This window comes from Endozoicomonas sp. SCSIO W0465 (assembly GCF_023716865.1).
Lineage (GTDB): Bacteria > Pseudomonadota > Gammaproteobacteria > Pseudomonadales > Endozoicomonadaceae > Endozoicomonas.
Genome location: NZ_CP092417.1, coordinates 323,449 through 344,468, shown reverse-complemented (window position 1 = coordinate 344,468; position 21,020 = coordinate 323,449). Strand labels below are relative to the sequence as shown.

Annotated in this window: 13 protein-coding genes and 1 pseudogene; 6 read left to right on the top strand and 8 right to left on the bottom strand. The window is 49.3% G+C overall.

Annotated elements, in window-relative coordinates; all coding sequences use genetic code 11:
* Positions 1-42: 42 nt before the first annotated feature.
* A complete protein-coding gene (locus tag MJO57_RS01605) occupies positions 43-387 on the top strand; it encodes an IS4 family transposase (protein ID WP_252020037.1) in 345 nt (114 codons plus the stop codon).
* A 177-nt stretch (positions 388-564) separates the two neighbouring features.
* On the opposite strand, the gene MJO57_RS01600 is transcribed toward MJO57_RS01605, so the two are convergent.
* On the bottom strand, positions 565-1,605 hold the full coding sequence (locus MJO57_RS01600) for an IS1595 family transposase (RefSeq protein ID WP_252017335.1): 1,041 nt from the start codon (positions 1,603-1,605) through the stop codon (positions 565-567).
* Between the two features lie 66 nt (positions 1,606-1,671).
* Between MJO57_RS01600 and MJO57_RS01595 the strand changes: the two are divergent.
* The 3 genes and pseudogenes from MJO57_RS01595 to MJO57_RS01585 all read left to right on the top strand — a co-directional run.
* Positions 1,672-2,169 (top strand): annotated as a pseudogene (locus tag MJO57_RS01595) (transposase); the annotation flags it as partial.
* Positions 2,106-4,937: a hypothetical protein gene (locus MJO57_RS01590; protein ID WP_252022354.1), complete on the top strand. Its 2,832-nt coding sequence runs from the start codon at positions 2,106-2,108 to the stop codon at positions 4,935-4,937. The pseudogene MJO57_RS01595 and the gene MJO57_RS01590, both read left to right, overlap by 64 nt.
* An 81-nt stretch (positions 4,938-5,018) precedes the next feature.
* Complete coding sequence (locus MJO57_RS01585) at positions 5,019-7,544, top strand: hypothetical protein (RefSeq protein ID WP_252022352.1); 2,526 nt, start codon at positions 5,019-5,021, stop codon at positions 7,542-7,544.
* 89 nt (positions 7,545-7,633) lie between these two features.
* Here the strand turns inward: MJO57_RS01585 and rplI are convergent, their stop codons facing one another.
* The 4 genes from rplI to rpsF form a co-directional block, all read right to left on the bottom strand.
* The gene (gene rplI, locus MJO57_RS01580; RefSeq protein WP_252022350.1) at positions 7,634-8,080 is read right to left on the bottom strand and encodes a 50S ribosomal protein L9; all 447 of its coding nucleotides are present in this window, start codon (positions 8,078-8,080) and stop codon (positions 7,634-7,636) included.
* 25 nt (positions 8,081-8,105) lie between these two features.
* Entirely contained in the window at positions 8,106-8,954 is an 849-nt protein-coding gene (locus MJO57_RS01575) for a hypothetical protein (protein WP_252022348.1), read from the bottom strand.
* A 45-nt stretch (positions 8,955-8,999) separates the two neighbouring features.
* Positions 9,000-9,224, bottom strand: coding sequence for a 30S ribosomal protein S18 (rpsR, locus tag MJO57_RS01570; protein ID WP_020584246.1), 225 nt, complete (start codon positions 9,222-9,224; stop codon positions 9,000-9,002).
* 169 nt (positions 9,225-9,393) lie between these two features.
* Positions 9,394-9,810: a 30S ribosomal protein S6 gene (gene rpsF, locus MJO57_RS01565; RefSeq protein WP_252026897.1), complete on the bottom strand. Its 417-nt coding sequence runs from the start codon at positions 9,808-9,810 to the stop codon at positions 9,394-9,396.
* Between the two features lie 465 nt (positions 9,811-10,275).
* Here rpsF and MJO57_RS01560 point away from each other — a divergent pair, with 465 nt between their 5' ends.
* Both MJO57_RS01560 and MJO57_RS01555 read left to right on the top strand, forming a co-directional pair.
* Positions 10,276-12,048 (top strand): autotransporter assembly complex family protein, encoded by a 1,773-nt coding sequence (locus tag MJO57_RS01560; protein ID WP_256493151.1) that lies wholly within the window; start codon positions 10,276-10,278, stop codon positions 12,046-12,048.
* Entirely contained in the window at positions 12,045-15,956 is a 3,912-nt protein-coding gene (locus MJO57_RS01555; RefSeq protein ID WP_252022343.1) for a translocation/assembly module TamB domain-containing protein, read from the top strand. The genes MJO57_RS01560 and MJO57_RS01555 overlap by 4 nt, the downstream gene beginning before the upstream one ends.
* Positions 15,957-16,057: 101 nt before the next feature.
* Here the strand turns inward: MJO57_RS01555 and rlmB are convergent, their stop codons facing one another.
* From rlmB to MJO57_RS01540, 3 genes are all read right to left on the bottom strand, one after another.
* Complete coding sequence (gene rlmB, locus MJO57_RS01550; RefSeq protein WP_252022341.1) at positions 16,058-16,792, bottom strand: 23S rRNA (guanosine(2251)-2'-O)-methyltransferase RlmB; 735 nt, start codon at positions 16,790-16,792, stop codon at positions 16,058-16,060.
* Between the two features lie 51 nt (positions 16,793-16,843).
* The gene (gene rnr, locus MJO57_RS01545) at positions 16,844-19,501 is read right to left on the bottom strand and encodes a ribonuclease R (RefSeq protein WP_252022339.1); all 2,658 of its coding nucleotides are present in this window, start codon (positions 19,499-19,501) and stop codon (positions 16,844-16,846) included.
* 209 nt (positions 19,502-19,710) lie between these two features.
* Positions 19,711-21,003 carry an adenylosuccinate synthase gene (locus tag MJO57_RS01540; RefSeq protein WP_252022337.1) on the bottom strand — a complete coding sequence of 431 codons (1,293 nt, stop codon included), beginning with the start codon at positions 21,001-21,003 and terminating at the stop codon, positions 19,711-19,713.
* Positions 21,004-21,020 lie beyond the last annotated feature (17 nt).

Here is a 21,020-nt window from a genome sequence, read left to right as displayed (position 1 = left end):
CTGCAATCTCCGGATAACATTGAACGACTTGCGGTCATATTAATGTTTGTCGCTGTCAGACTAATGCAAATCCGTGAAGCATTAATGTTACCGAATGACAGGCAGCACAAAGACAGAAAGCTTTGGAGTGAAAAAACACTCGCGAATGAGGTGGTCAGTGATGATGAATGGCAGGTTCTCTGGCTAACCTATGAAAAAAAAGCGTTGCCCGATAAGCCGCCAACAGTCACTTGGCTGCTTCAAACGATTGCTCGGCTTGGTGGTTGGGGTGATTCAAAGCATACAGGGCAGCCCGGCTGGTTAGTGGTATGGGAAGGCTGGGCGAAATTGCAGGATCGGGTAAAAACCTGGCAGATAGCCCGGCAGTTCAGCGCTGGAGAGATGTGATCAAGAGTCAGGTCAGCAGGGGCAGTGTCTCCTGGCTGATGATGCCGACAAGTGGCAGGCCGATGTGGATCACCTGTTACCCCTGGTGGATGCAATAGTCTCCCAGACAGAGCGCAGGGTCTTTAAGGGTGAAAAGGTGCCAGCCCAGGAAAAAGTGGTTAGCCTGTATGAACCCGGCTAAGTTACCGTTAATGGTTGGAAGCACCAATGTTCAGTAATTCTGCTGATCAACCGGCCAACAGTTAATTTTTTTGCTGCCGTCAGTTCTCGCCTCCAGGCCAGATAATGGGGAAGGTAACGAGTTGCAACCCCTTGGAATACGCCGCCAATCCAGCGTTTTAAATGACTGTGATAAGAATTTACAGTCTGGATGTGGTAGATGCCTTCAACAACATGTTGACCTGCTGATGTCACCAGCTCCTTGAAGACAAATCCAAGCTTGTCAGCAAGTTTTTCGTGAGCGAGGTGTGCATCCGCACAGACCGTGGCCTGTATCGATATGCGGCCATTTAAATGCCTGCACAATTCATTAGCACTTTCGTTTTCTAATACACCGTCAACGGTATTTCGATTACGGTCCCGAGCCACCATTACCGGGACTTTTCGGGCTTTGTTGGGATCATTACCCCGCTTTCGGGTTGGCCGTGGAAGGCCTTCTCTTTGCCCTTTGAAGGATTCACGGAAAAATGTTTCATCAAGCTCAGTAATGCCACAAAGCTCTTCTGCTTGATCATTATTAATCACTTCAAGAAAGCGGTGACGCCAGCGGAACGCAGTTTTCAAGTCAATGGCATTCTCAGCAGCAGCTGGTCGCAAGACCATAGAGTGAGTCATACCTGCGAGGTACTTGTTCCATTTTTCAGGGTGCCTGAGCCTTGCCAAAGGCGTTCCACTAAAGGCGTTAAACGTTGAGTCGCAAGTCTTGCAGTGGTAGCGCTGTCGGCCATTTCGTATGCCCCAGCGACCAACGCTATGGCTTTTGCATTTGGGGCACCTGGGGTTTTCGGCAAATTGGGCAAGTATGCTCTTTTCTACGTCAGGTGTTGCATTATCGTTATTGGGTATAGATTCACTGTAAACAGGTTCAGAGTCAGTGGTTTCTACTACCTCGGTAACCTCTATTTGAGTACTAAGGAGCGAGTTGTTAAGAATGTCTCGCTGTTCACTGGTTAATGTTGAAATGGAATCAATAAAATTCTGGAAGAGTTCAGATTGCATATCACTCCCCTACAACGTAGATTTTATGGGAGTTTAGCTGATTCAACCATTAACGGTAACTTAGCCTATGAACCCCATACGGATATCATCGTAAAAGACAGGCGGCAAGTACAGTATGGCCATAAACTGAACCTGGTTCAGGGAAAAAGTCGATTGATCCTGGACCTGGTTATTGAGGAAGGTAACCCAGCGGATTCGGACCAATTCATTCCGATGATGGAAAGACAAAAAGAAATTTATGGTCGTGTACCTCGCCAGACAAGCGGTGACGGCGGATACGCGTGTCGCGCTAATTTGGAAAAAGCCAAGGCCATGGGAATCAGCGATGTAGCTTTTAATAAGAAGCGCGGACTTGAAGTCGAAGAGATGACTAAAAGTCAGTATGTGTATAAAACGCTCTTTCGCTTCCGGGCAGGTATTGAAGCGGGAATTTCGTGGCTAAAGAGATGTTTTGGGCTATCACGTTGCCACTGCAAGGGTTCTGAGCGTTTTGATTCTCATTGCTGGTTATCGGTGGTCTGTTACAACCTGGTGATTCTGGCCAGACACCCGGCACCATCCTGATAGCCACCTCCACGCTACATGAAAGTACCTTTCCAGCATGGTGGGAGGATGTTTTCTGCCTGCTTTTCGCGTTTTTCTCCAATATCCGTCCCAGATTAGAGAAAAAAAGGGAAGAGTTTTTGCGGCTCTCTGGAATTTCAGGAAATATCAAAACGAACGTACAATCTAATTATGATTGCCTGATGCGTTTTTGGACGAGAACTATCTATTTAACAAATGGATTTTCTGAAACCTTTGTTCAATTAACGAGTCAAATAACGAAAATAAATGTACCAAAGGCTATTTCTCCCATGAACAATTTTCCAATTCAACCACGTACACCAATCCAGACACCTCAGGAAAACCGTTCGCCCAATCCCGGAAGTACCGTACCATCCACTCAAGCATGCCCTGTCAGGCAGCCCTCGGAGTTAACGGTCCCACAGATCCGACAAGGTGCTTCAGCTCTGCATCCACACGCCACCCCATCTTCACTTATCTCAAGAAATATTTCACAAGCACCCGCAGGGGGTAGCAGGGGACCGATGACAGACGCTGTCAAACATGCCCTGAAAGGTCTGCAAGATGCTGGCTTAGACGCACAACAGTGGCAGGGGCTCGGGTTAGTTCTGGAGGTTCCCTATGACAGGATAAAAAGCATCGATACCAATCCGGCACTGAACAACCCCGAGAGCAAGTTATGCGAACTACTCATCTGCGCCGAAGCATCAAACCTTTTGCTACCAGAAAGATTGGTTCAGGCGATCAGCGAACTCATGCACAGTGTGCTGTATGAAGAATGTGAAAATAACGGATTCGGCAATAGTGGATTCCATTATCGGGTTGAATACGTTACCGATAGAAAGAAGAAAATTGTCACCAAAGCACAAAGCTTTTTTGACTGCGGACATCACTCCCCGGAACCTGACTGCTACAACAAGGTCAATCTGGCATGGAACGAGAGCATTTCACCCAGAGATGCTTATCTGATCTTTAATACGGAATTGAATGCTGCAATGCTTTACTCTCTTGCCGCCAGATTAGATCTTCCTGACGCTGACCGGGAAGCATTATTGCCGAAAGTCGGACAATGGAATGTCTATTTCGCAGAACTTTTATGGCGGGCAGACCAACAACAACTGTTAACCTTCGCCAATCTGTGCGCTGTTATTGTTGAATGTCACAATTGCGCTGCAGTCGACAAAGTCTGTTCCAGGCTAGGCCTGGATTATCATCAGCTACCAGCTTTCCAGTCCAAACGGATGTCAGCAAAAAACAACTGCAAGCCCGATCAATTGTTAAGTATGCGCGATTTGGTTGCCATTTTCTTTGAACCAATGTTCATCATCCCGGAATATCTGGCACAGGTCAGTGGTTATTCCGAGTTACTGAAACACCCTCTGATGCAGAGAAAAATTAGGAATGTTACTGAAAAAACAATGATTTTGCTGGAACTGATTTACCAGCAAAACCATCAGAATAACAAAGACGGCTTATCCGTTACCGACGTTGTTCGCATCCTGAATAAACCGGAGGTGATGGAACTCAGAGTAGCCAACCGGTTACTGAGTAACATGACCGTTGATGGTGCTGATCATGCGAGCTCAGTATTTACGAATTCAAAAATATTACTCCTGGCGGACGAACTGGCCATGAATACCGATTTTAAACCAGAAACTCTGGCAAACATGCTGGGTCTGCCCGGCCATAAAAGAAGAGGGATTATTTCCAGGGGGTATGCAATAGATTTACCCGAAGTTACTTATGACATTCTCGCTGAGGCCAAACACCTGGGAAGACTCACTCCAGAAAATCTCGTGTACGCTTTGCATGAGACTTGCTCGTTATCATTCGTGAACAGCGTGTGCAATATGCGTGAATTTTCACATTTACAATCCATCACCGGTGCACCATTACCACCGTTACTACTCGGCCAGCAAGATGAAGCTCCCCGAAAACCAGGCTCCGTGCCCTTAACCATGGATTTCCTGGGTAATATACCGCTAGGCCATAATGCGCACAGAATTGGTATGTGTATGGGACTTGGAATTGATGAGTTAAAAACGTTACAAATTCATACCACTGATAAACCGCAAACAATGGCTTATCGCCTGTCAAAGAAACTGACAGAAACTGAGCGGGGCCTTGAAACGGGTCACCTTTATCATGCGTTGCAATGGCTGGATGATCAGGATGCGCTGGCCTATTTCCCGCAACAACAAACCGATGAGTTCCTGAGTTGTCTGCCTGAGCAGACCGTTAACAACATCCAACAGGGAATAGCTTATATTTCTGCATTCAGCCAGATCCCTGCCAAAGCCGATGAGACTGATTGGATCTTGCCAATTGCCAGCAAAATCGGTTTGCCCAAGGAGAAATTTGATCGCATTACTATCACCCGTGATCCCGGCTGGAACCTCATCCAGTACCTTATGGAAGCCGGAGAATCCCCGTCACCACAGAGGATTAAGGAACTTATTGAGTGGTCCCGGCAATTGACGTTGGCAAAATGTCTTCTAGGTGATGAGCCATCAGCCTATCATTGCCCCATTAGCAGAAATATAATTTCATGGCCGGCGGCAATCGATAACAAGCACACCCAGCGTGGGCCACAGACCGTGTATTTTGAGCGTGACATGCTGTTTAAATGGGTTAATGAAAATCCCATTCATCCGTTAACAAACCAAGCGCTTGACGTGAAACAGATAAGGACTCACTGTCCAGAATTTTTTGAGCAACTTATTGCAACGCTTGACGGTCTACCTGACGACGGCCCTTCCCCCCCTTAAGGCGAACATTCTTAGTTTCACCCGTCCGGAATCTTTGTGCTATCTACCGGTCTGACAAGGAAAATAGGCCAGCAAAGGGCAATGTTTCCTATGAATAATTTTCCGATTCAACCACATGCACCAATCCAGACACCTCAGGAAGGCCGTTCGCCCAAACCTGAACGTGTCGTACCCTCCACTCAAGAATGCCCTGTCACGCAGCACCCGGAGATAGCAGTCCCACAGGTCCGGCAAGGCGCTTCAGCTCTGCAGCCACACGCCATCACATCGTCTCTTACCTCAAGAAATATTTCACAAGCACCCGCAGAGGAAAGTCGGGCGCCGATGACAGACGTCGTCAAACATGCCCTGGAAGGTCTGAAAGATGCTGGTTTAGACCCACAACAGTGGCAGGGGATCGGGTTATTTCTGGAGGTTCCCTATGACAGGATAAAAAGCATTGATACCAATCCTGCACTGAACAACCCCGAGAGCAAGTTGTGCGAATTACTCACCTATGCCGAAACATCAAACCTTTTGCTACCAGAAAGGTTGGTTCAGGCTTTCAGTGAACTCATGGACAGGGCGTTGTATGAAGAATATACCAATAACCTGCACGCCTTGCTTGGATCGCTTTTCTCGTTTGAATTCGTTGCCAATAGTAAAAAGGAAATTACCACCAAAGCACAACGCTTTTTTGACTGCGAATATCTCTCCCCGGAGCCTGAGTGCTATAACAATGATAATCTGTCGTGGCACGACAGGATTTCAGCCAGAGATGCTTACCTGATCATTAACAAACACATGAACGTTGCCGAACGTTATTTTCTTGCCGCCAGATTAAATCTGCCTGACGCCGACCGGGAAGCATTATTGCCATTACTGTTCGGAGAATGGAATGCCTATTTCGCAGAGCTTTTATGGCGGGCAGACGAACAGAACCTGCTAACTTTCGCCAATCTGTGTGCTGTTATGTCTGAAGGTGGCGATCGCTGGTCAGTCGAGAAGTATGTTTGTCCCAGACTGGGACTGGATTATCATCAGCTTCCAGCATATCAATCCAAAAAAATGCTATCAGAAAATAGCAGGAATCCCGATCGGTTGTTAAGTATCCGGGATTTGGTTTCCATTTTTTGTGATCAAATGCTCATCAACCCGGAATATCTGGCACAGGTCAGTGGTTATTCTGAGCTACTTGAACACCCCCTGATGAGGACGATACAGAAAAAAATCAAGCTTTGTCCTGATAGTGTTAAAAGAATAATTTTGCTGGAACTGATTTACCAGCAAAACCGTCAAAAAAACAAAGACGGTTTATCCATTACCGACGTTGTCCGCATCCTGAATAAACCGGAGGTGATGGAGTTCAGAGTAGCCAACCAGTTAATGAATAAAAAGGCCGCTGAGGGTGCTGATCATGTAAGCCCGGAATTTACCATGTCACAAAGGTTTGACCTGGCGAAAATGCTGATTCAGATTCCGGATTTTGAGGCAGAACCCCTGGCAAAAATGCTGGGTCTACCCAACCATAAAAGAAAGTTGATTCTTTCAGGGGAGTATGCAAAAGAGTTACACATAATTGTTTATGACATTCTCTGTGCGGCCAATAGCCTGGGAAGGCTCACTCCAGAAAATGTCCTGTACGCCCTGAACCAGGCTTGTCCGGCATCAGTCGTGGACAGAGTGTGCAACATGAGTGAGTTTCCGCAATTACAAGCCATCACCGGCGCACCATTGCCGCCGTTAGTGGTTGGCCAGCAAGATGACATCCCCCGAAAATCAGGCTCCATGCCCTTAACCATGGAGCTCCTGGGTAATCTACTGCTAAGCCATAACGTACACAGAATTGGTATGTGCATGGGACTTCGATTTAATGAGTTGATAATGTTACAAATTCGCACCGATGATAAACCGCAGGCAATGGCTTATCGCCTGTCAAAGAAACTGACTGAAACCGAGCGAGGCCTTGAAACGGGTCACCTTTATCAGGCGTTGCAATGGCTGGATGACGAGGATGCGCTGGCCTATTTCCCGCAACAACAAACCGATGAGTTCCTGAGTTGTCTGCCTGAGCAGACCGTTAACAACATCCAACAGGGCATGGCTTATATTTCAGCATTCAGCCAGATCCCTGCCACAGTCAATGAGGCTGAATGGATCTTGCCGATTGTCAGCAAAATCGGCTTGCCCAGGTGGAAATTTGATCTCACTCCTGTCTCCTGTGATCCCGGCTGGAACCTCATCCGTTACCTTCTGAAAGCCAGAGAATCCCCATCGCCACAAAGGATTAAAGAACTTGTTGAGTGGTCCGGGCGATTGCAGTTGGCAAAAGACCTGCTCAGTGAATCGGGAAATGGTGAGCCATCAGCCTATCATTGCCCCATTAGTGGAAGTTTAATTTCATGGCCGGCAGCAATCGATAAAAAGCAAAACCAATGTGGCCCACAGACTGTGTATTTTGAGCGTGACATGCTGTTTGAATGGGTTAATAAATACACCACCCATCCGTTAACTTCAGAAGCACTGGATGTGAAACAGATAAGGACTGATTGCCCAGAGTTTTTTGAACAACTTATTGCAACGCTCAATGGTCAATCTGACAACAGCTCCTCACACCATAAGAAGTGAAAACAAACGATAAGTTGCCATAAACAGAGTAAAAAAAACCGGCAACCCGTTAGGATTCCGGTTTTTTTACTATCCGTTAACCGAGCTGATTATTCAGCTTCGATGAACACTTTGATGGTTGCAGCAACATCAGAATGCAGCTGAATGCCAACGTCGTACTCACCAACCGCACGGATTGGGCCTTCTGGCAGACGGATTTCGCTTTTGGCAACCGCAACACCGGCAGAAGTGATCGCTTCAGCCAGGTCACGGGCACCGATAGAACCGAACAGTTTGCCCTCATCGCCTGCTTTGGCGGTCAGGGTCAGTTCGATTTCAGCCATTTCTTCAGCACGCTTCTGAGCACCGCTCAGATGTTCGTTAGCCGCGTTCTCAAGCTCGGCACGACGGGCTTCAAAAGTAGCCAGATTCTCTGCAGTGGCAGGCAGAGCCTTACCAAAAGGAATCAGAAAGTTGCGGCCATAGCCGTTTTTAACGGTGACCTTGTCGCCCAGCTTACCCAGCTTGGCAATTTTTTCGAGCAGGATTACTTCCATTTCGCTAGCCTCTATCTAGTACCTGTCATCCCTGATGCAGTCGGTTATTCGCACGAGTGCGAAAATCAAAAAGACTGTCCAGACATGCAGTTAAAACAATGACCGGGTACGCCAGTTGCGTGACAAAAATCAACAGGATGTAAAACCCTACCAACCAGAAGCTTCCCAGTTTTTTCATGCCAACCAGCCCATGGATCATGGCAAGCCCTGCCACCAGCAGTGGCAGCGTTGCTGTAGGAACCAGCACCAGCAGGAAAGGAACAAAGGTTGCCCCCACCAGGGTGAATGCCAGAAGCCCCATGGCGACCGGTAATGGCAGACGGATCTGGTGAAACTCTTCACGGAATCCACCCGGGTTATAGAGCTGTGCCTGCCAGGATCTGGCCAGCACCAACCCGAGTATGCAGCTCACCAGGTTAAACCAGGTGACCACACCAATAACTCCGTATTCCACCAACGGCCTGATGCCCACTACCAAGTCGTCCGAACTCTGCCCTGCCTGCTTAACGTAGTCACGAATGAAGGTTATGACCAGATCGCTGATCAGGGCGATTTGCTGTGGAGCCAGCTGCGCCAGTATCAGAGCAATTAAAGCTCCGGCAGGCAGCAGCGCCAGTAGTGTTTTCTGCCAGGAAACCGTTTGGCGTAATGCCAGGGCCAAAGCAACGGTCGTTGTCAAACCAATGATCGTGGAGAACTGTCCCATGGCAGCCCAGGCAATACCCGGCAACACCGCCCAGGTGAGTATTTTCAACCCCTCACTGGCACCACGACGCAGTACGACCAGTGAAATGATGGCTGCACTCACCCAGAAGAGCATGGGAATACAGGCAAACACGGTGGCCAGGATCATCGCCTGTTTTGGGCCGCGCATTGCCAGTTCCGCCAATCCACGCATCAGCTATACCCTATGAATAAATCAGTGACGATCGGTGTATGGCAGCAGAGCCACGTAACGAGCGCGCTTGATCGCTGTTGCCAGCTGACGCTGGTAACGAGCCTTGGTACCGGTGATACGGCTAGGAACGATCTTGCCGGTTTCAGAAACATAAGCTTTCAGCGTGTTCAGATCTTTGTAATCGATCTCTTTAACGCCTTCAGCGGTAAAACGGCAGAACTTTCTGCGACGGAAAAAACGTGCCATGGCAACGCCTCCTTGGATTTATGCTTGTATGGTTAAGAGCGGGTTGAATCAGGAACCTGTGAACCTTAGACAGTCATGAACCATTTAACAGTCATGAACCATTTAACAGTCATGAACCATTTAACAGTCATGAACCATTTAACAGTCATGAACATCTAAGCGTCAGGTCTTACTCTTCAGACTCTTCTGCTTCGTCTTCAACGGCTTCTTCAGAGGCACGTTCTTCACGGCGGTCTTCTCGACGATCGTCACGACGATCACGCTTTTCTTCAGACTGCAGCATGATAGAAGCTTCAGTGATGGCTTCATCACGACGAATAACCATGTTACGGATAACCGCGTCGTTATAGCGGAAGTTTTCCGTCAGCTCATCCAGCGTTTCGTTACCACACTCAATGTTCATCAGAACGTAGTGAGCCTTGTGGATCTTGTTGATTGGGTAAGCCAACTGGCGACGACCCCAGTCTTCAAGACGATGTACCTTGCCACCATTTTCGGTGATAGCGCGGGTGTAGCGCTCAACCATGGCAGGTACTTGCTCGCTCTGGTCAGGGTGGACCAGGAAAACGATTTCGTAATGACGCATTATTTGCTCCTTACGGGTTAAATAGCCTTCTGCATTTTTTACCTCCGACATCTGTCGAAAAGATTCTGTAAAGCAGTAAGGCAAGGAGAGTATGAGCGCAAGCGCTCATCGATTACTGCACTCACAATGAATAACCCCTCTGGATCGACTTTTGATCAACCCTTGATTGAAGAGTTCCATTGAAAGTGATATATACGCCGGATAAGTTAACCGGAGCATATAAAGAGCGGGAATTCTAGAGATTTGTGACGCTGGTTGCAAGGGGAGACGCGGTCTGCGTCATGGGTAGTATCCGGTATTGAGGTGGTGATTTACCTCTTTGGGTATACCATCAATCCGATAGGGATTCGAACAAGTTCTGAAAATAAACAGGAAGTCATCCCATATCATAAAAGCTGATAACATACCTAGCCCGTTCGGCCAATAATGCTTTTGCCGGTAATAGGTACCCACTATCATTGAATTATGGCCGATCACGAAAGCACAGCACTCATCCATACACCGAAACGACGAATCGGCCCGTGGCTTCTTATCATCCTGCTTTTTTCTGTGTCAGCCTGGGCTGCAAAGCCTGTGACATATAAAATCAACGGGTTGAACAAAGAATTGAAGCAAAATGCGACGCTTTATCTTGATAACCTGCCAACCATCAAACCCGGCCAACTGGACGAGTACCGGTACGAAATCAGAAAGGCCCTGCAAAAATCACTGATGGCCCTGGGCTACTACCAGCCCACCATTAACTTTCACAGTAATAAAAAAGCAACCCATCAACTCATCATCAATATCAACCCGGGTCAGCCCGTTATCATCCGGTCCCTGCACATCAATCTTGAAGGTGATGCCAGCAAAGACAAGGCCTTTACGCAGTTGATCAGGCAGAGTCGGCTAAGGGTAGGCGATATCCTGAATGATGGTGAATACGACGCTCTGAAAACCAAACTCAATGACCTGGCCCTGACCCGGGGTTATTTTGATGCAGACCTGAGTGAACACCAGATCAGAGTCTACCCGGATGAACAGGCAGCTGACATTACCCTGACCATGAAGTCCGGCAGACGATACCGGTTCGGACCGGTGATTTATGATGCCCCTGTCAGCGAAGCGACTCGTCAGTTGCTTAACACCATGATCAATTTTGAACCGGGGCAACCCTATCGCTCTGAGCTGCTCAGCCAGCTGAACATGGATTTTTCAGCAACCGGATACTTTAAATCCATCGAAGTTCGTGCCCTCAAGGGTAAAGCGGTTGACGGTGAAGTTCCGATTTTCGTCAGCGTGATACCCAAAACCGCCTGGGAGCTGGAGACCGGTATCGGTTTCTCGACAGACGAGGGTCCCAGGGTATCCCTGAGCGTTGATAACCCATGGATGGATGAAAAAGGGCACAGCTTTACCAGCGATATTAAAGTGTCCCAACAAGTGCAGGAACTGAGTGGGCGCTATAAAATCCCGTATGGCAACCCCCTGCTCGAATACTACAGTCTGGATAGCGGCTACCAGAGAAGTACCATCCAGGATACAGACAGTCAGCTCGTTTCCGTTTCGGTTAATAAGTGGAAAAAGCGGCCGGGTAACTGGGACCAGGACTTTTTTATCCGCCTGGATTATGAGAACTACACCCAGGGGCTGCAGAACAGCAGTAACCTGTTGCTCATACCCGGCATGTCATTTGATCGTCGCAAAGCGGTTGGCAGCCCGATGGACCCTCGCTCCGGACACCTCTATAACCTGAAAATCGAAACCTCTGCCAAAGCCTGGCAGTCGGATGCTGACTTTATCAAAGTGTGGAGCCGGGCCAAATGGCTGACCACGTTCTTCAGGCGTCACCGGCTGATCAGCAGAATCGAGCAGGGTGTTATCTGGGTGGATGATATTAACAGTATCCCGCCATCCATTCGCTTCTTTACCGGTGGCGACCAGACGGTCCGTGGCTACAGCTATGACAGCATATCCCCAAGGGACAGCAGTGGGCAGCTGACCGGTGGCCGGTACCTTTCGGTAGCCAGTATTGAATATGACTATGAAATTATTGAAAACTGGCGGATCGCCTTCTTTGTTGACAGCGGAACCGCAACCAATGCCTACAGCAATAATCAGCCTGGCTGGAAAACCGGGATAGGTCCGGGCATACGCTGGGTGACGCCTCTGGGTCCTTTGAAACTGGATTTTGCCTTTGCCATCAGTGAGCCCGGCTCTCCCTGGCAAATCCACTTTTCCATGGGGCCAGATCTATGAGCCACGCTCCAAAACCTACAGCTGAACAGGCTGAGACGAAACCGGGCAAGACAGATCAGCACCCGGTGAAAAGCATATCCATAGTAAAAAGGTGCCTGGTAGTCACGGCCACCTGCCTGATGACCCTGGTCACTCTGGTCTCACTACTGCTGTTTACTCACGTCGGCAACACCTTGCTCTGGCATCAATTGAGAAACGCGCTTCCACCGCTTGATGGTGAGCTGACGGAAGGTCAGTTGATGACGGGCTGGAAAATCAGGAACCTCAGTTGGCAAGACCATCAGATTGCGTTTCAGGCCGATGATATAACGCTGAAATGGCAGCCTGGAAAACTGTTAACAAGGCAACTGCCGGTTCAACTGGTGGAAGTCAAAAATGTCAGCCTTGTGATTCAGCCAACAACGGCAACGACAACAACAACAACAACAACAGAGCCTTCAGAACAGATCTCTGGCGAAACTGCAATGACGATTCCCCTGGATATCCTGATCAATCAGATCAATATCCAGAATGTCGATGTCACCGTTTCAGGAACCATGATCTCCCTGGAAACTTTTACCGCAAGTGCCCGTTTGCAGAATAGCCAGCTGTTCATCCCTGACGTTCGGGCAGATAACCTGCGAGTTTTGTTAACAGACCAGGAAAGCACAACGCCTGCCCCCAAGGTTTTAACGCCAAAAAAACCAACGCCTACGGGGATTGATCTCTCAACAATTACCCTTCCGGAAGTCAATCTCCCAATCCCTGTCAGTCTGGAAAATTTCACTCTGACGAATGCCCGCTACCAGCAGGGTAACATTGATGAAACACTGAAAACGCTGAAACTGAGTTTCAACTGGCAAGCTAATCACATCGATGACCTGAAACTGGAAGCAGAGCAAACCAGGGCAACTATTCTTTTATCCGGTGAGATACAGCTATCTGAACGCTATCCATTGAACCTGAATCTGAATGCCACCATTCTGGATGATTTCAACATTCCCGATTTGGCGGCAATTAAAGGCGATAACCTATCACTGGAAGCGTCGGGGGATCTTGGTCAACTGCAGTTGCGGCTTGCCACTCAAGGCTCCATCAACTCATCACTCGAAGGAAACATTGGCCCTCTTGCCCCCAACTTCCCTTTGAACTTTGTCCTGAAGTGGCCCGAGCTCCAATGGCCGCTGCAAAAAAAAACACCCGGGTTCTCAGCTTCCAACGGTTTCGCCAGGATGACTGGCAACCTCAATCAATATCAGTTCTCACTGGACACAGCGGTTAAAGTGGCTGAACAACCAACAACCCAACTGCGTTTAAATGCCTCCGGAAGTTTGCAGCAGCTGACCATTGAAACGCTGTCACTCAGCCTGGCAGATGAAAAAAATCGCACAGAAAAACCGTTGCAACTGACCGGAAACCTTGACTGGAAAGAGGGAATTAGCTGGCAAGGGCAAATTCAGCTGTCACAACTGAAACCAGCATTGTGGCTACCCGATATTCCGGGGATGCTGAACGGCAAAATCAATACCCAATTCATCATGACCGATGGTTCATGGCAGCTAAGCATTCCGGAGCTCAATATAAAGGGCACATTATTGAATAGCCCCCTTGAGCTGACGGGTAAACTGAAAGCTGACAGCCAGACCCGGTCAATGGCTCTGCTCCCTTTCAGGGTTAATATTCAAAATCTCTATGCAACGCTTGGGGATAATCGACTTGACGTCATTGGACACATCGCAGAACAGGTATCCATGACCGCCAAACTGGATGCTAAATCTCTGGATACGATTACCCCAAGGCTGAAAGGCTCTTTACAAGGCCGTGTTAAGCTAACAGGGAGCGATGAAAATCCAACGCTTTTATTCAATTTTGATAGCCCATCGATTGATGTTCAGCAGACCCGTATCGACCGGTTACAGGTTAATGGCAAATTAGCCAAAGCAACATTACTGGAAGGTAAAATCACCGTTGCAGCAGCCGCTCTGCACAGTGGCAATATTCAACTGGAAAAATTGCTGTTCAATGCCAGTGGCAGTGAACGGCATCATCAAATATCCCTCAAAACCCGGGGTGAACCGGTATCCGGTGAGTTACAGGTTACCGGACGTTGGCAGGGCGCTCAGGGTAAGCAGCCTGGCAAATGGCAGGGACAGTTAGCCAGTGCCAGGGTAATCACCCTGGTGGATAACTGGTCTCTGGAGCAGCCTGTCAACCTGCTGCTGAATGCCACCGATGAAACCGTGAAACTGGCGGATCAATGCTGGCTGGCCAAACCGGCAAGGCTCTGTATTGATGCATCAACATTTTCAGCCAATCGTGGAACAACCCGCTTCCAGCTATCAGACTTTAACCTGTCGAACCTGAAACCACTCCTGCCGGGCAACCTTGACTGGCAGGCTGTACTCTCTGCTAGCGGTGATATTCAATGGGATAGCAAGCGGGATAGCGGCCACCCCATGGCCCATATCCAAATCCAAACGACGCCGGGTGAAGTCACTGGTGACTCAGACAATCCGGTTTCCCTGAAATATCAAACACTCGCCACCATCATTAAGCTGAATAAGGATGATCTGCAGGCAGCGTTGGACTTTGACTCAAAACAGCTGGGGATCGCTCACATTAATCTGGCCATCGACAATCTGCAAAGTGACCAGACCCTCAGTGGGCAAGCCAGACTGCAGGCTATGCATCTGAATGTTCTGCAACCACTGATCCCGGATATTGGCAATATCGCTGGTATCTTATCCGCTGACACCCGCATGGGTGGAACACTGAAAGCCCCCTTGCTTTTTGGCAACCTGACACTCCGTGATGGACGGCTGACCGCCAAACAGGAAATGGTCACCGTCAGCAATCTGATCACTGAGCTGAATATGGATGGCAATAAGGGCAAGGTTAGCGGCAGTATGAAGGTTGGCGATGGCAAGCTGGATTTGTCCGGTAACCTTGACTGGCAACAGATGCCCCCTTCCGGAGTTGTTACCATACAAGGGCAAAACCTTGGAGCCAAAGTTCCCGGAATGCTGCAACTAAGAGCCTCTCCCGACCTGAAGCTGACCATTGGAAAAGCGCAAACCCTGACCGGTAACATTACCATTCCCTGGGCAAGAGTGAACATCAAGCAACTGCCCAGGCAGGCCGTTAAGCCCTCTGATGATGTGGTGATTATCACCCCGGGAACCAGGGAAACAGTGCTGCATGCCGGTCTGCCATTCTCCATGGATGTCAATGTGGTATTAGGCAACGACATCAAGATCGACGCCTATGGGCTGAAGTCAGACCTGGGCGGCCATTTACTGCTGGATCTCCAACCCGGAAAACCACTGGTTGCCGATGGCTCTATTCAACTGATCAACGGCGGCTATCATCAATTTGGTCAGGACCTGCTGATTAAAGAAGGTAATATTATTTTCTCTGGCCCGCTCACAAACCCATACCTGGCAGTCAATGCGATTCGCAACCCTGACAGTATTGAAGGTGATGTATCCGTAGGCATTCAGGTTAGCGGACCACCATCCAGACCAACGTTTTCTATCTATTCGGACCCACCCATGCCACAGCAGGATCAGTGGTCTTATCTGCTCAGAGGGCGGGGTATCGATGATGGTGACAGTTCGGCGGTGCAATCCATGCTGATCGATTTTGGGGTCAGCCAGTTTGGCGGCGTCGTTACTTCTATTGGTAAAAAAATCGGCCTCTCGGATGTCACGCTCGACACTCAGGGCAGTGGTGATGACACCCAGGTCACCATTGGCGGCACTGTTGCGCCCGGCCTGCGGGTGCAATATGGCGCGGGTGTCTTTAACTCCATCGCTGAAGTAAAAGTACGCTATGAATTAATGCCGCGACTTTATCTCCAGGCGATCAGTGGTCTTGCTCAAGCTGTCGACCTGTTTTATCAATTTAAAATTGAAACCGGTAAAAAATAACAAGAATTCATTCAGAGTGAACTTCTGGAACTGGCCCGGTGAACCGATGATTTGTCCCAAGGCGAGTTTCACTGATATCCATAGCAATAGGGTGGTTACCGTCAATGCCTCTGACGAACCGCTTCAAACAGACAAACACCGGTAGCAACGGAGACATTCAGGCTGCTGACTGAACCTGCCATCGGGATAAAAATCAGCGAGTCACACAGATCTCTGGTCAGCCGACGCATACCTTTACCTTCTGCGCCCATGACCAGTGCCAGAGGTCCGGTTAAATCTGATTGATAGATATTGCCAGCACTCTCACCGGCGGTACCAATCATCCAGATACCTCGCTCCTTGAGCCACGCCATACTCCGTGCAAGGTTGGTCACCTGAATCAGGGGTACATTGTCTGCCGCACCACAGGCCACTTTGGTGGCTGTGGCATTCAGGCTGGCCGACTTATCTTTGGGAACAATAACCGCATGCACACCTGCCGCATCCGCCGTCCGCAGGCAGGCGCCGAGGTTATGAGGATCGGTAACGCCATCCAGAATCAGAAGAAATGGCGGTTCATTCAGCCCATCCAGAATATCCTCCAGGTCTTCTTCCCGGTAAACCCGGGCAGCAGAGACTCTGGCCATAATCCCCTGATGCACACCATCCGCTTTGGCATCAAGACGACTGCGCTCAACAAATCGAACGGAAACGCCCTGATCTCTGGCCTGATCAACCAGTGCATTGATTCGCTTATCGGTACGACCTTTCTGAATTTGAAGTTCCAATACTCTTTCGGGTGATCGTTCAAACAGGCTCTGCACCGCATGCAGGCCAAATACTACGTCATTACTCATTGATTTCTCATCTGCATGATAAAGATTGTTTCTTTCTTTGTGGTGCAACGCTTATTGACTGATCTTCCGTTTACGAGGCTGTCTGCCCACTGGCTTTGAGGCCTTGGCTGAGTCAGACTTACTGGTACTGCTTTTTTTCTTCTTAACGGCAACCTTCTTTTTGTTGGCAGCGGCTGGCTTGCCCTTTTTACCCGTTGTTTTGGACGATTTTCTGCCTTTCGGCTTACGACCTGACGGTTTACCGTCCTCGGAGGCGCCTTTGGTGGATGAAGAGCCTTTAGCAGATAAAGAGCCTTTCCCTTTTTTAGCCGCTGCTTCAGCAGCCCTGGCTTCTCTAAGCAGTTTTGCCTTTGCCGCAGCCGATTTAAATCGACTGCCCAGTGCCGCGCTTGCGGATGAACGGGATTTTTTCGCAGGACCAGACTTACTGGATGGCTTTCTTCTTCCGGGCTTGCCAAGCGCGGATAGCAGTTCGAAGTCGATCTTCTTATCATCCAGATCAACCTTACTGACCATTACCTCCAGTTCATCGCCCAAACCGAACCGGCGACCTGTCCGCTCACCACGCATGCAGTGATGTACATTGTCGTAAATATAGTAATCATCTGGCAGACTGGTGACGTGAACCAGGCCTTCAACAAATACGTCTTTGAGTTCAACAAACAAGCCAAACCCGGTAACTGAAGAGACAATACCACTGAAGGTTTGGCCAATGTGTTGCTGCATATAGTCACACTTCAGCCAATCCATGGCATCGCGGGTTGCCAGGTCTGCCCGTCGCTCAGTTGCCGAACAGTGCTCTCCCAGTGATTGAATATCACCGGCTTTATAGGGATAGATGCGCTTTTCAGGAATCGGGCTGGCTCCCACACGAACCACATGCCTGGAGGGAATCTCTGAGCGAATAATGTGACGGATCGCCCTGTGCACCAGTAAATCAGGATAACGCCGGATGGGTGAGGTGAAATGTGCATAAGCCTTAAAGGCCAAACCAAAATGCCCCTGATTATCACCGCTGTAGACCGCCTGACTCATTGAGCGTAACACCACAGTCTGAATCACATGGTAATCAGGACGATCTTTCACCTTAAGCAACAGTGCCTGAATATCACGGGGGGTAATTTTTCCGGAGGATAGTGCCAGGCCCAGGCTGCCAAGGAAGCTGTTCAGGTTAAGCTTCTTCTCCAGCGTCGGCCCTTCGTGGACACGATACAGACCCGGGAGATTGTGCTTTTCCAGAAACTTTGCCGCGCAGACATTGGCACACAGCATACACTCCTCAATCAGCTTATGGGCGTCATTACGCTCCCTTGGCACAATCTGCTCAATCTTGCGGTGGCGACCAAAAATAATCTGGGTCTCAACCGTATCAAAATCAATCGTGCCCCGTTCTGCCCGCACGGACACCAATGTCTTGTATAGCGAGTACAGGTGCTCCAGGTGTGGTACTAATGGCTTGTACTGTTTGCGTAGATCACGGCCTTCATCACTGAGGGACAACATGTCCCAAACTTTGGTATACGTCAGACGGGCATGGGAGCGGATAACGCTCTCATAGAATTTGTAGCCGGAAATCTTGCCCTTGCCACTGATAGTCATTTCACAGACCATGGCCAGTCTATCGACTTCCGGATTCAGGGAACACAGACCGTTGGACAGGACCTCAGGCAACATAGGAATAACATGCCCGGGGAAGTAGACCGATGTCCCCCGGTTAACCGCTTCCTTATCCAGCGCCGAACCGGGTTTTACATAGTTAGATACATCGGCAATCGCGACAAAAAGACGCCAGCCACCGCCTTTTTTCGGCTGACAATAAACCGCATCGTCGAAGTCACGGGCATCCTCACCATCAATAGTGACAAAGGGCGTTTCCCGTAAATCGACCCTGAAAGCCTTATCGGATTCTGCAACCTCGGTAGTCAAGCCCTTACACTGTTTTTCTACTTCATCCGGCCACTCATGGGGAATGTTGTGGGTGCGAACAGCAACCTCAACCTCCATTCCAGCATCCGCTCTGCCACCCAGAATCTCCTTAACAATGCCCATAGGCATATTGCGACGTCCCGGTTGCCGGGTAATTTCCAGCAGAATATATTGACCTTCCGTAGGCATCAGCGGACCGGGCTGGACAATGATTTCCCGGCTGATACGAGGGTTTTCGGGCACCATAAAGGCTGCACCGGATTCGGTATAGTAGCGTCCAACAACCTGTGTCGTATTTCTCTCAATCACTTCAACCAGCTGGCCTTCCCTGCGGCCACGATGGTCAACCCCTGATTCACGGACTACTGCACGGTCGCCATCAAATAGCTGCCGCATCTCCCGGGGGGACAGGTAGAGGTCCTCACCACCGCCATCAGGAATTAAAAAACCAAACCCTTCTTTATTGCCCTGAACAACGCCTTTAATAAGATTCAACTTACTGATCAGGGCAAAGGCATTCTTGCGATTTTGCAGCAACTGGCCATCACGGATCATTGCCTTGAGACGGAACATCAGCGCTTCTTTCTGTTCTTCGTCGTTTATACCCAATTCACGACATAACGCCTGATGGTTGGCCGGAGCCCCGCGCTGCTCAAGATATTCCATGATATACAAACGACTGGGGATCGGGTTTTCATAGCGCTCTGCTTCGAGAGATGCCTGACTATCCTGGCTTTTCCACCCTTGTGACATGTGGTTATTGCACCTCTTGATATAGCTCATGGCTTTTAGAGCTCATGGCTTTCTATAGCTCATGGCTGTCTTCAGCTCGGATCGTGGTGGAAGGAAAAACATTGAATCCATTCTGTAATTAGTACATGTATCGGTGAGTCAATGCAAAGGGTGGCGGCTAAAATAAAATACCATCAAAAGAATAGCCGATTCATTCAATGATAAACCGGCTATTTTTTCAAATAGCCGGACCCTGACAATCAGGCAAACGGCTGACGCAGAATAATAGTTTCTACACGGTCTGGCCCGGTAGAAATAATATCAATTGGTGCACCCGTTACCTCTTCAAGACGCTTGATGTAAGCCAGTGCATTAGCAGGCAATTCATCAAGGCTCTTCACACCAAACGTAGACTCGGTCCAACCTGGCAGCTCTTCATAAACCGGCTGAACTAACTCGTACTCTTCAACGTCAACAGGCGTGGTAATGGACTCACCATCAGCATTCTTGTAATCCACACAGATGCGGATCGTTTCAAGGCCATCAAGTACATCCAGCTTGGTCAGGCAAAGGCCACTGACCGAGTTGATCTGGATAGCCTGTCTCAGGGCTACGGCATCAAACCAGCCGCAACGGCGAGGACGGCCGGTAGTGGCACCAAACTCATTCCCTACTTTGGCAAGATGGCGACCATTTTCATCATCCAGCTCAGTTGGGAAGGGGCCTGAGCCAACACGTGTGGTGTAAGCCTTGGTAATACCCAGTACGTAATCCAGGTAAAGCGGACCAAAACCGGTACCGGTAGAAGTACCACCGGCAGTGGTGTTGGATGACGTTACAAACGGGTAAGTTCCGTGGTCGATATCCAGCATAGAACCCTGGGCACCTTCAAACAGAATATGATCGCCACGCTCATGATGCTCATGCAGACGGTCTGATACCCGATCGATCATCGGAATGAGTTCTCTGGCCATGGCCAGCGTGTCATCCAGAACGGTCTGATAATTCACGACTTCTGACTTGTAGTAGTTCTGCAGGGCAAAGTTGTGATAATCCATCACTTCTTTCAACTTTTTGGCAAAACGCTCCGGGTGCAGCAGATCAGCAACACGCAAGCCTCTGCGGGCCACCTTGTCTTCATAAGCAGGACCGATACCACGACCCGTAGTACCGATTTTTGCTTCACCACGGGCCAGCTCACGCGCCTGATCCAGCGCCACATGGTAAGGCAGAATCAGAGGACAGGCCGGGCTGAGTTTCAGACGCTCACGGACAGGAACACCGGTTGCTTCCAGCTGCTTCATCTCTTTCAGCAGTGCTTCAGGCGACAGCACAACACCGTTGCCGATGTAACAAACCACATCTTCGCGCAAGATTCCGGAAGGAATCAGGTGCAGAACGGTTTTCTCACCATTAATAACCAGGGTGTGTCCGGCATTATGGCCGCCCTGGAAACGAACAACGGCTTCAGCCTGCTCTGTCAGCAGGTCGACAATCTTGCCTTTACCTTCATCACCCCACTGGGTGCCAAGTACGACAACAGTCTTGCCCATGGAATCGGTCTCTTAGT

Excerpts from the sequence above, each read along its gene's own strand:
- MJO57_RS01605 (WP_252020037.1), top strand. The coding sequence starts at position 43 with ATGTTTGTCGCTGTCAGACTAATGCAAATCCGTGAAGCATTAATGTTA.
- MJO57_RS01600 (WP_252017335.1), bottom strand. The coding sequence starts at position 1,605 with ATGCAATCTGAACTCTTCCAGAATTTTATTGATTCCATTTCAACATTA.
- MJO57_RS01585 (WP_252022352.1), top strand. The coding sequence starts at position 5,019 with ATGTTTCCTATGAATAATTTTCCGATTCAACCACATGCACCAATCCAG.
- rplI (WP_252022350.1), bottom strand. The coding sequence starts at position 8,080 with ATGGAAGTAATCCTGCTCGAAAAAATTGCCAAGCTGGGTAAGCTGGGC.
- MJO57_RS01575 (WP_252022348.1), bottom strand. The coding sequence starts at position 8,954 with ATGCGCGGCCCAAAACAGGCGATGATCCTGGCCACCGTGTTTGCCTGT.
- rpsR (WP_020584246.1), bottom strand. The coding sequence starts at position 9,224 with ATGGCACGTTTTTTCCGTCGCAGAAAGTTCTGCCGTTTTACCGCTGAA.
- rpsF (WP_252026897.1), bottom strand. The coding sequence starts at position 9,810 with ATGCGTCATTACGAAATCGTTTTCCTGGTCCACCCTGACCAGAGCGAG.
- MJO57_RS01560 (WP_256493151.1), top strand. The coding sequence starts at position 10,276 with ATGGCCGATCACGAAAGCACAGCACTCATCCATACACCGAAACGACGA.
- MJO57_RS01555 (WP_252022343.1), top strand. The coding sequence starts at position 12,045 with ATGAGCCACGCTCCAAAACCTACAGCTGAACAGGCTGAGACGAAACCG.
- rlmB (WP_252022341.1), bottom strand. The coding sequence starts at position 16,792 with ATGAGTAATGACGTAGTATTTGGCCTGCATGCGGTGCAGAGCCTGTTT.
- rnr (WP_252022339.1), bottom strand. The coding sequence starts at position 19,501 with ATGAGCTATATCAAGAGGTGCAATAACCACATGTCACAAGGGTGGAAA.
- MJO57_RS01540 (WP_252022337.1), bottom strand. The coding sequence starts at position 21,003 with ATGGGCAAGACTGTTGTCGTACTTGGCACCCAGTGGGGTGATGAAGGT.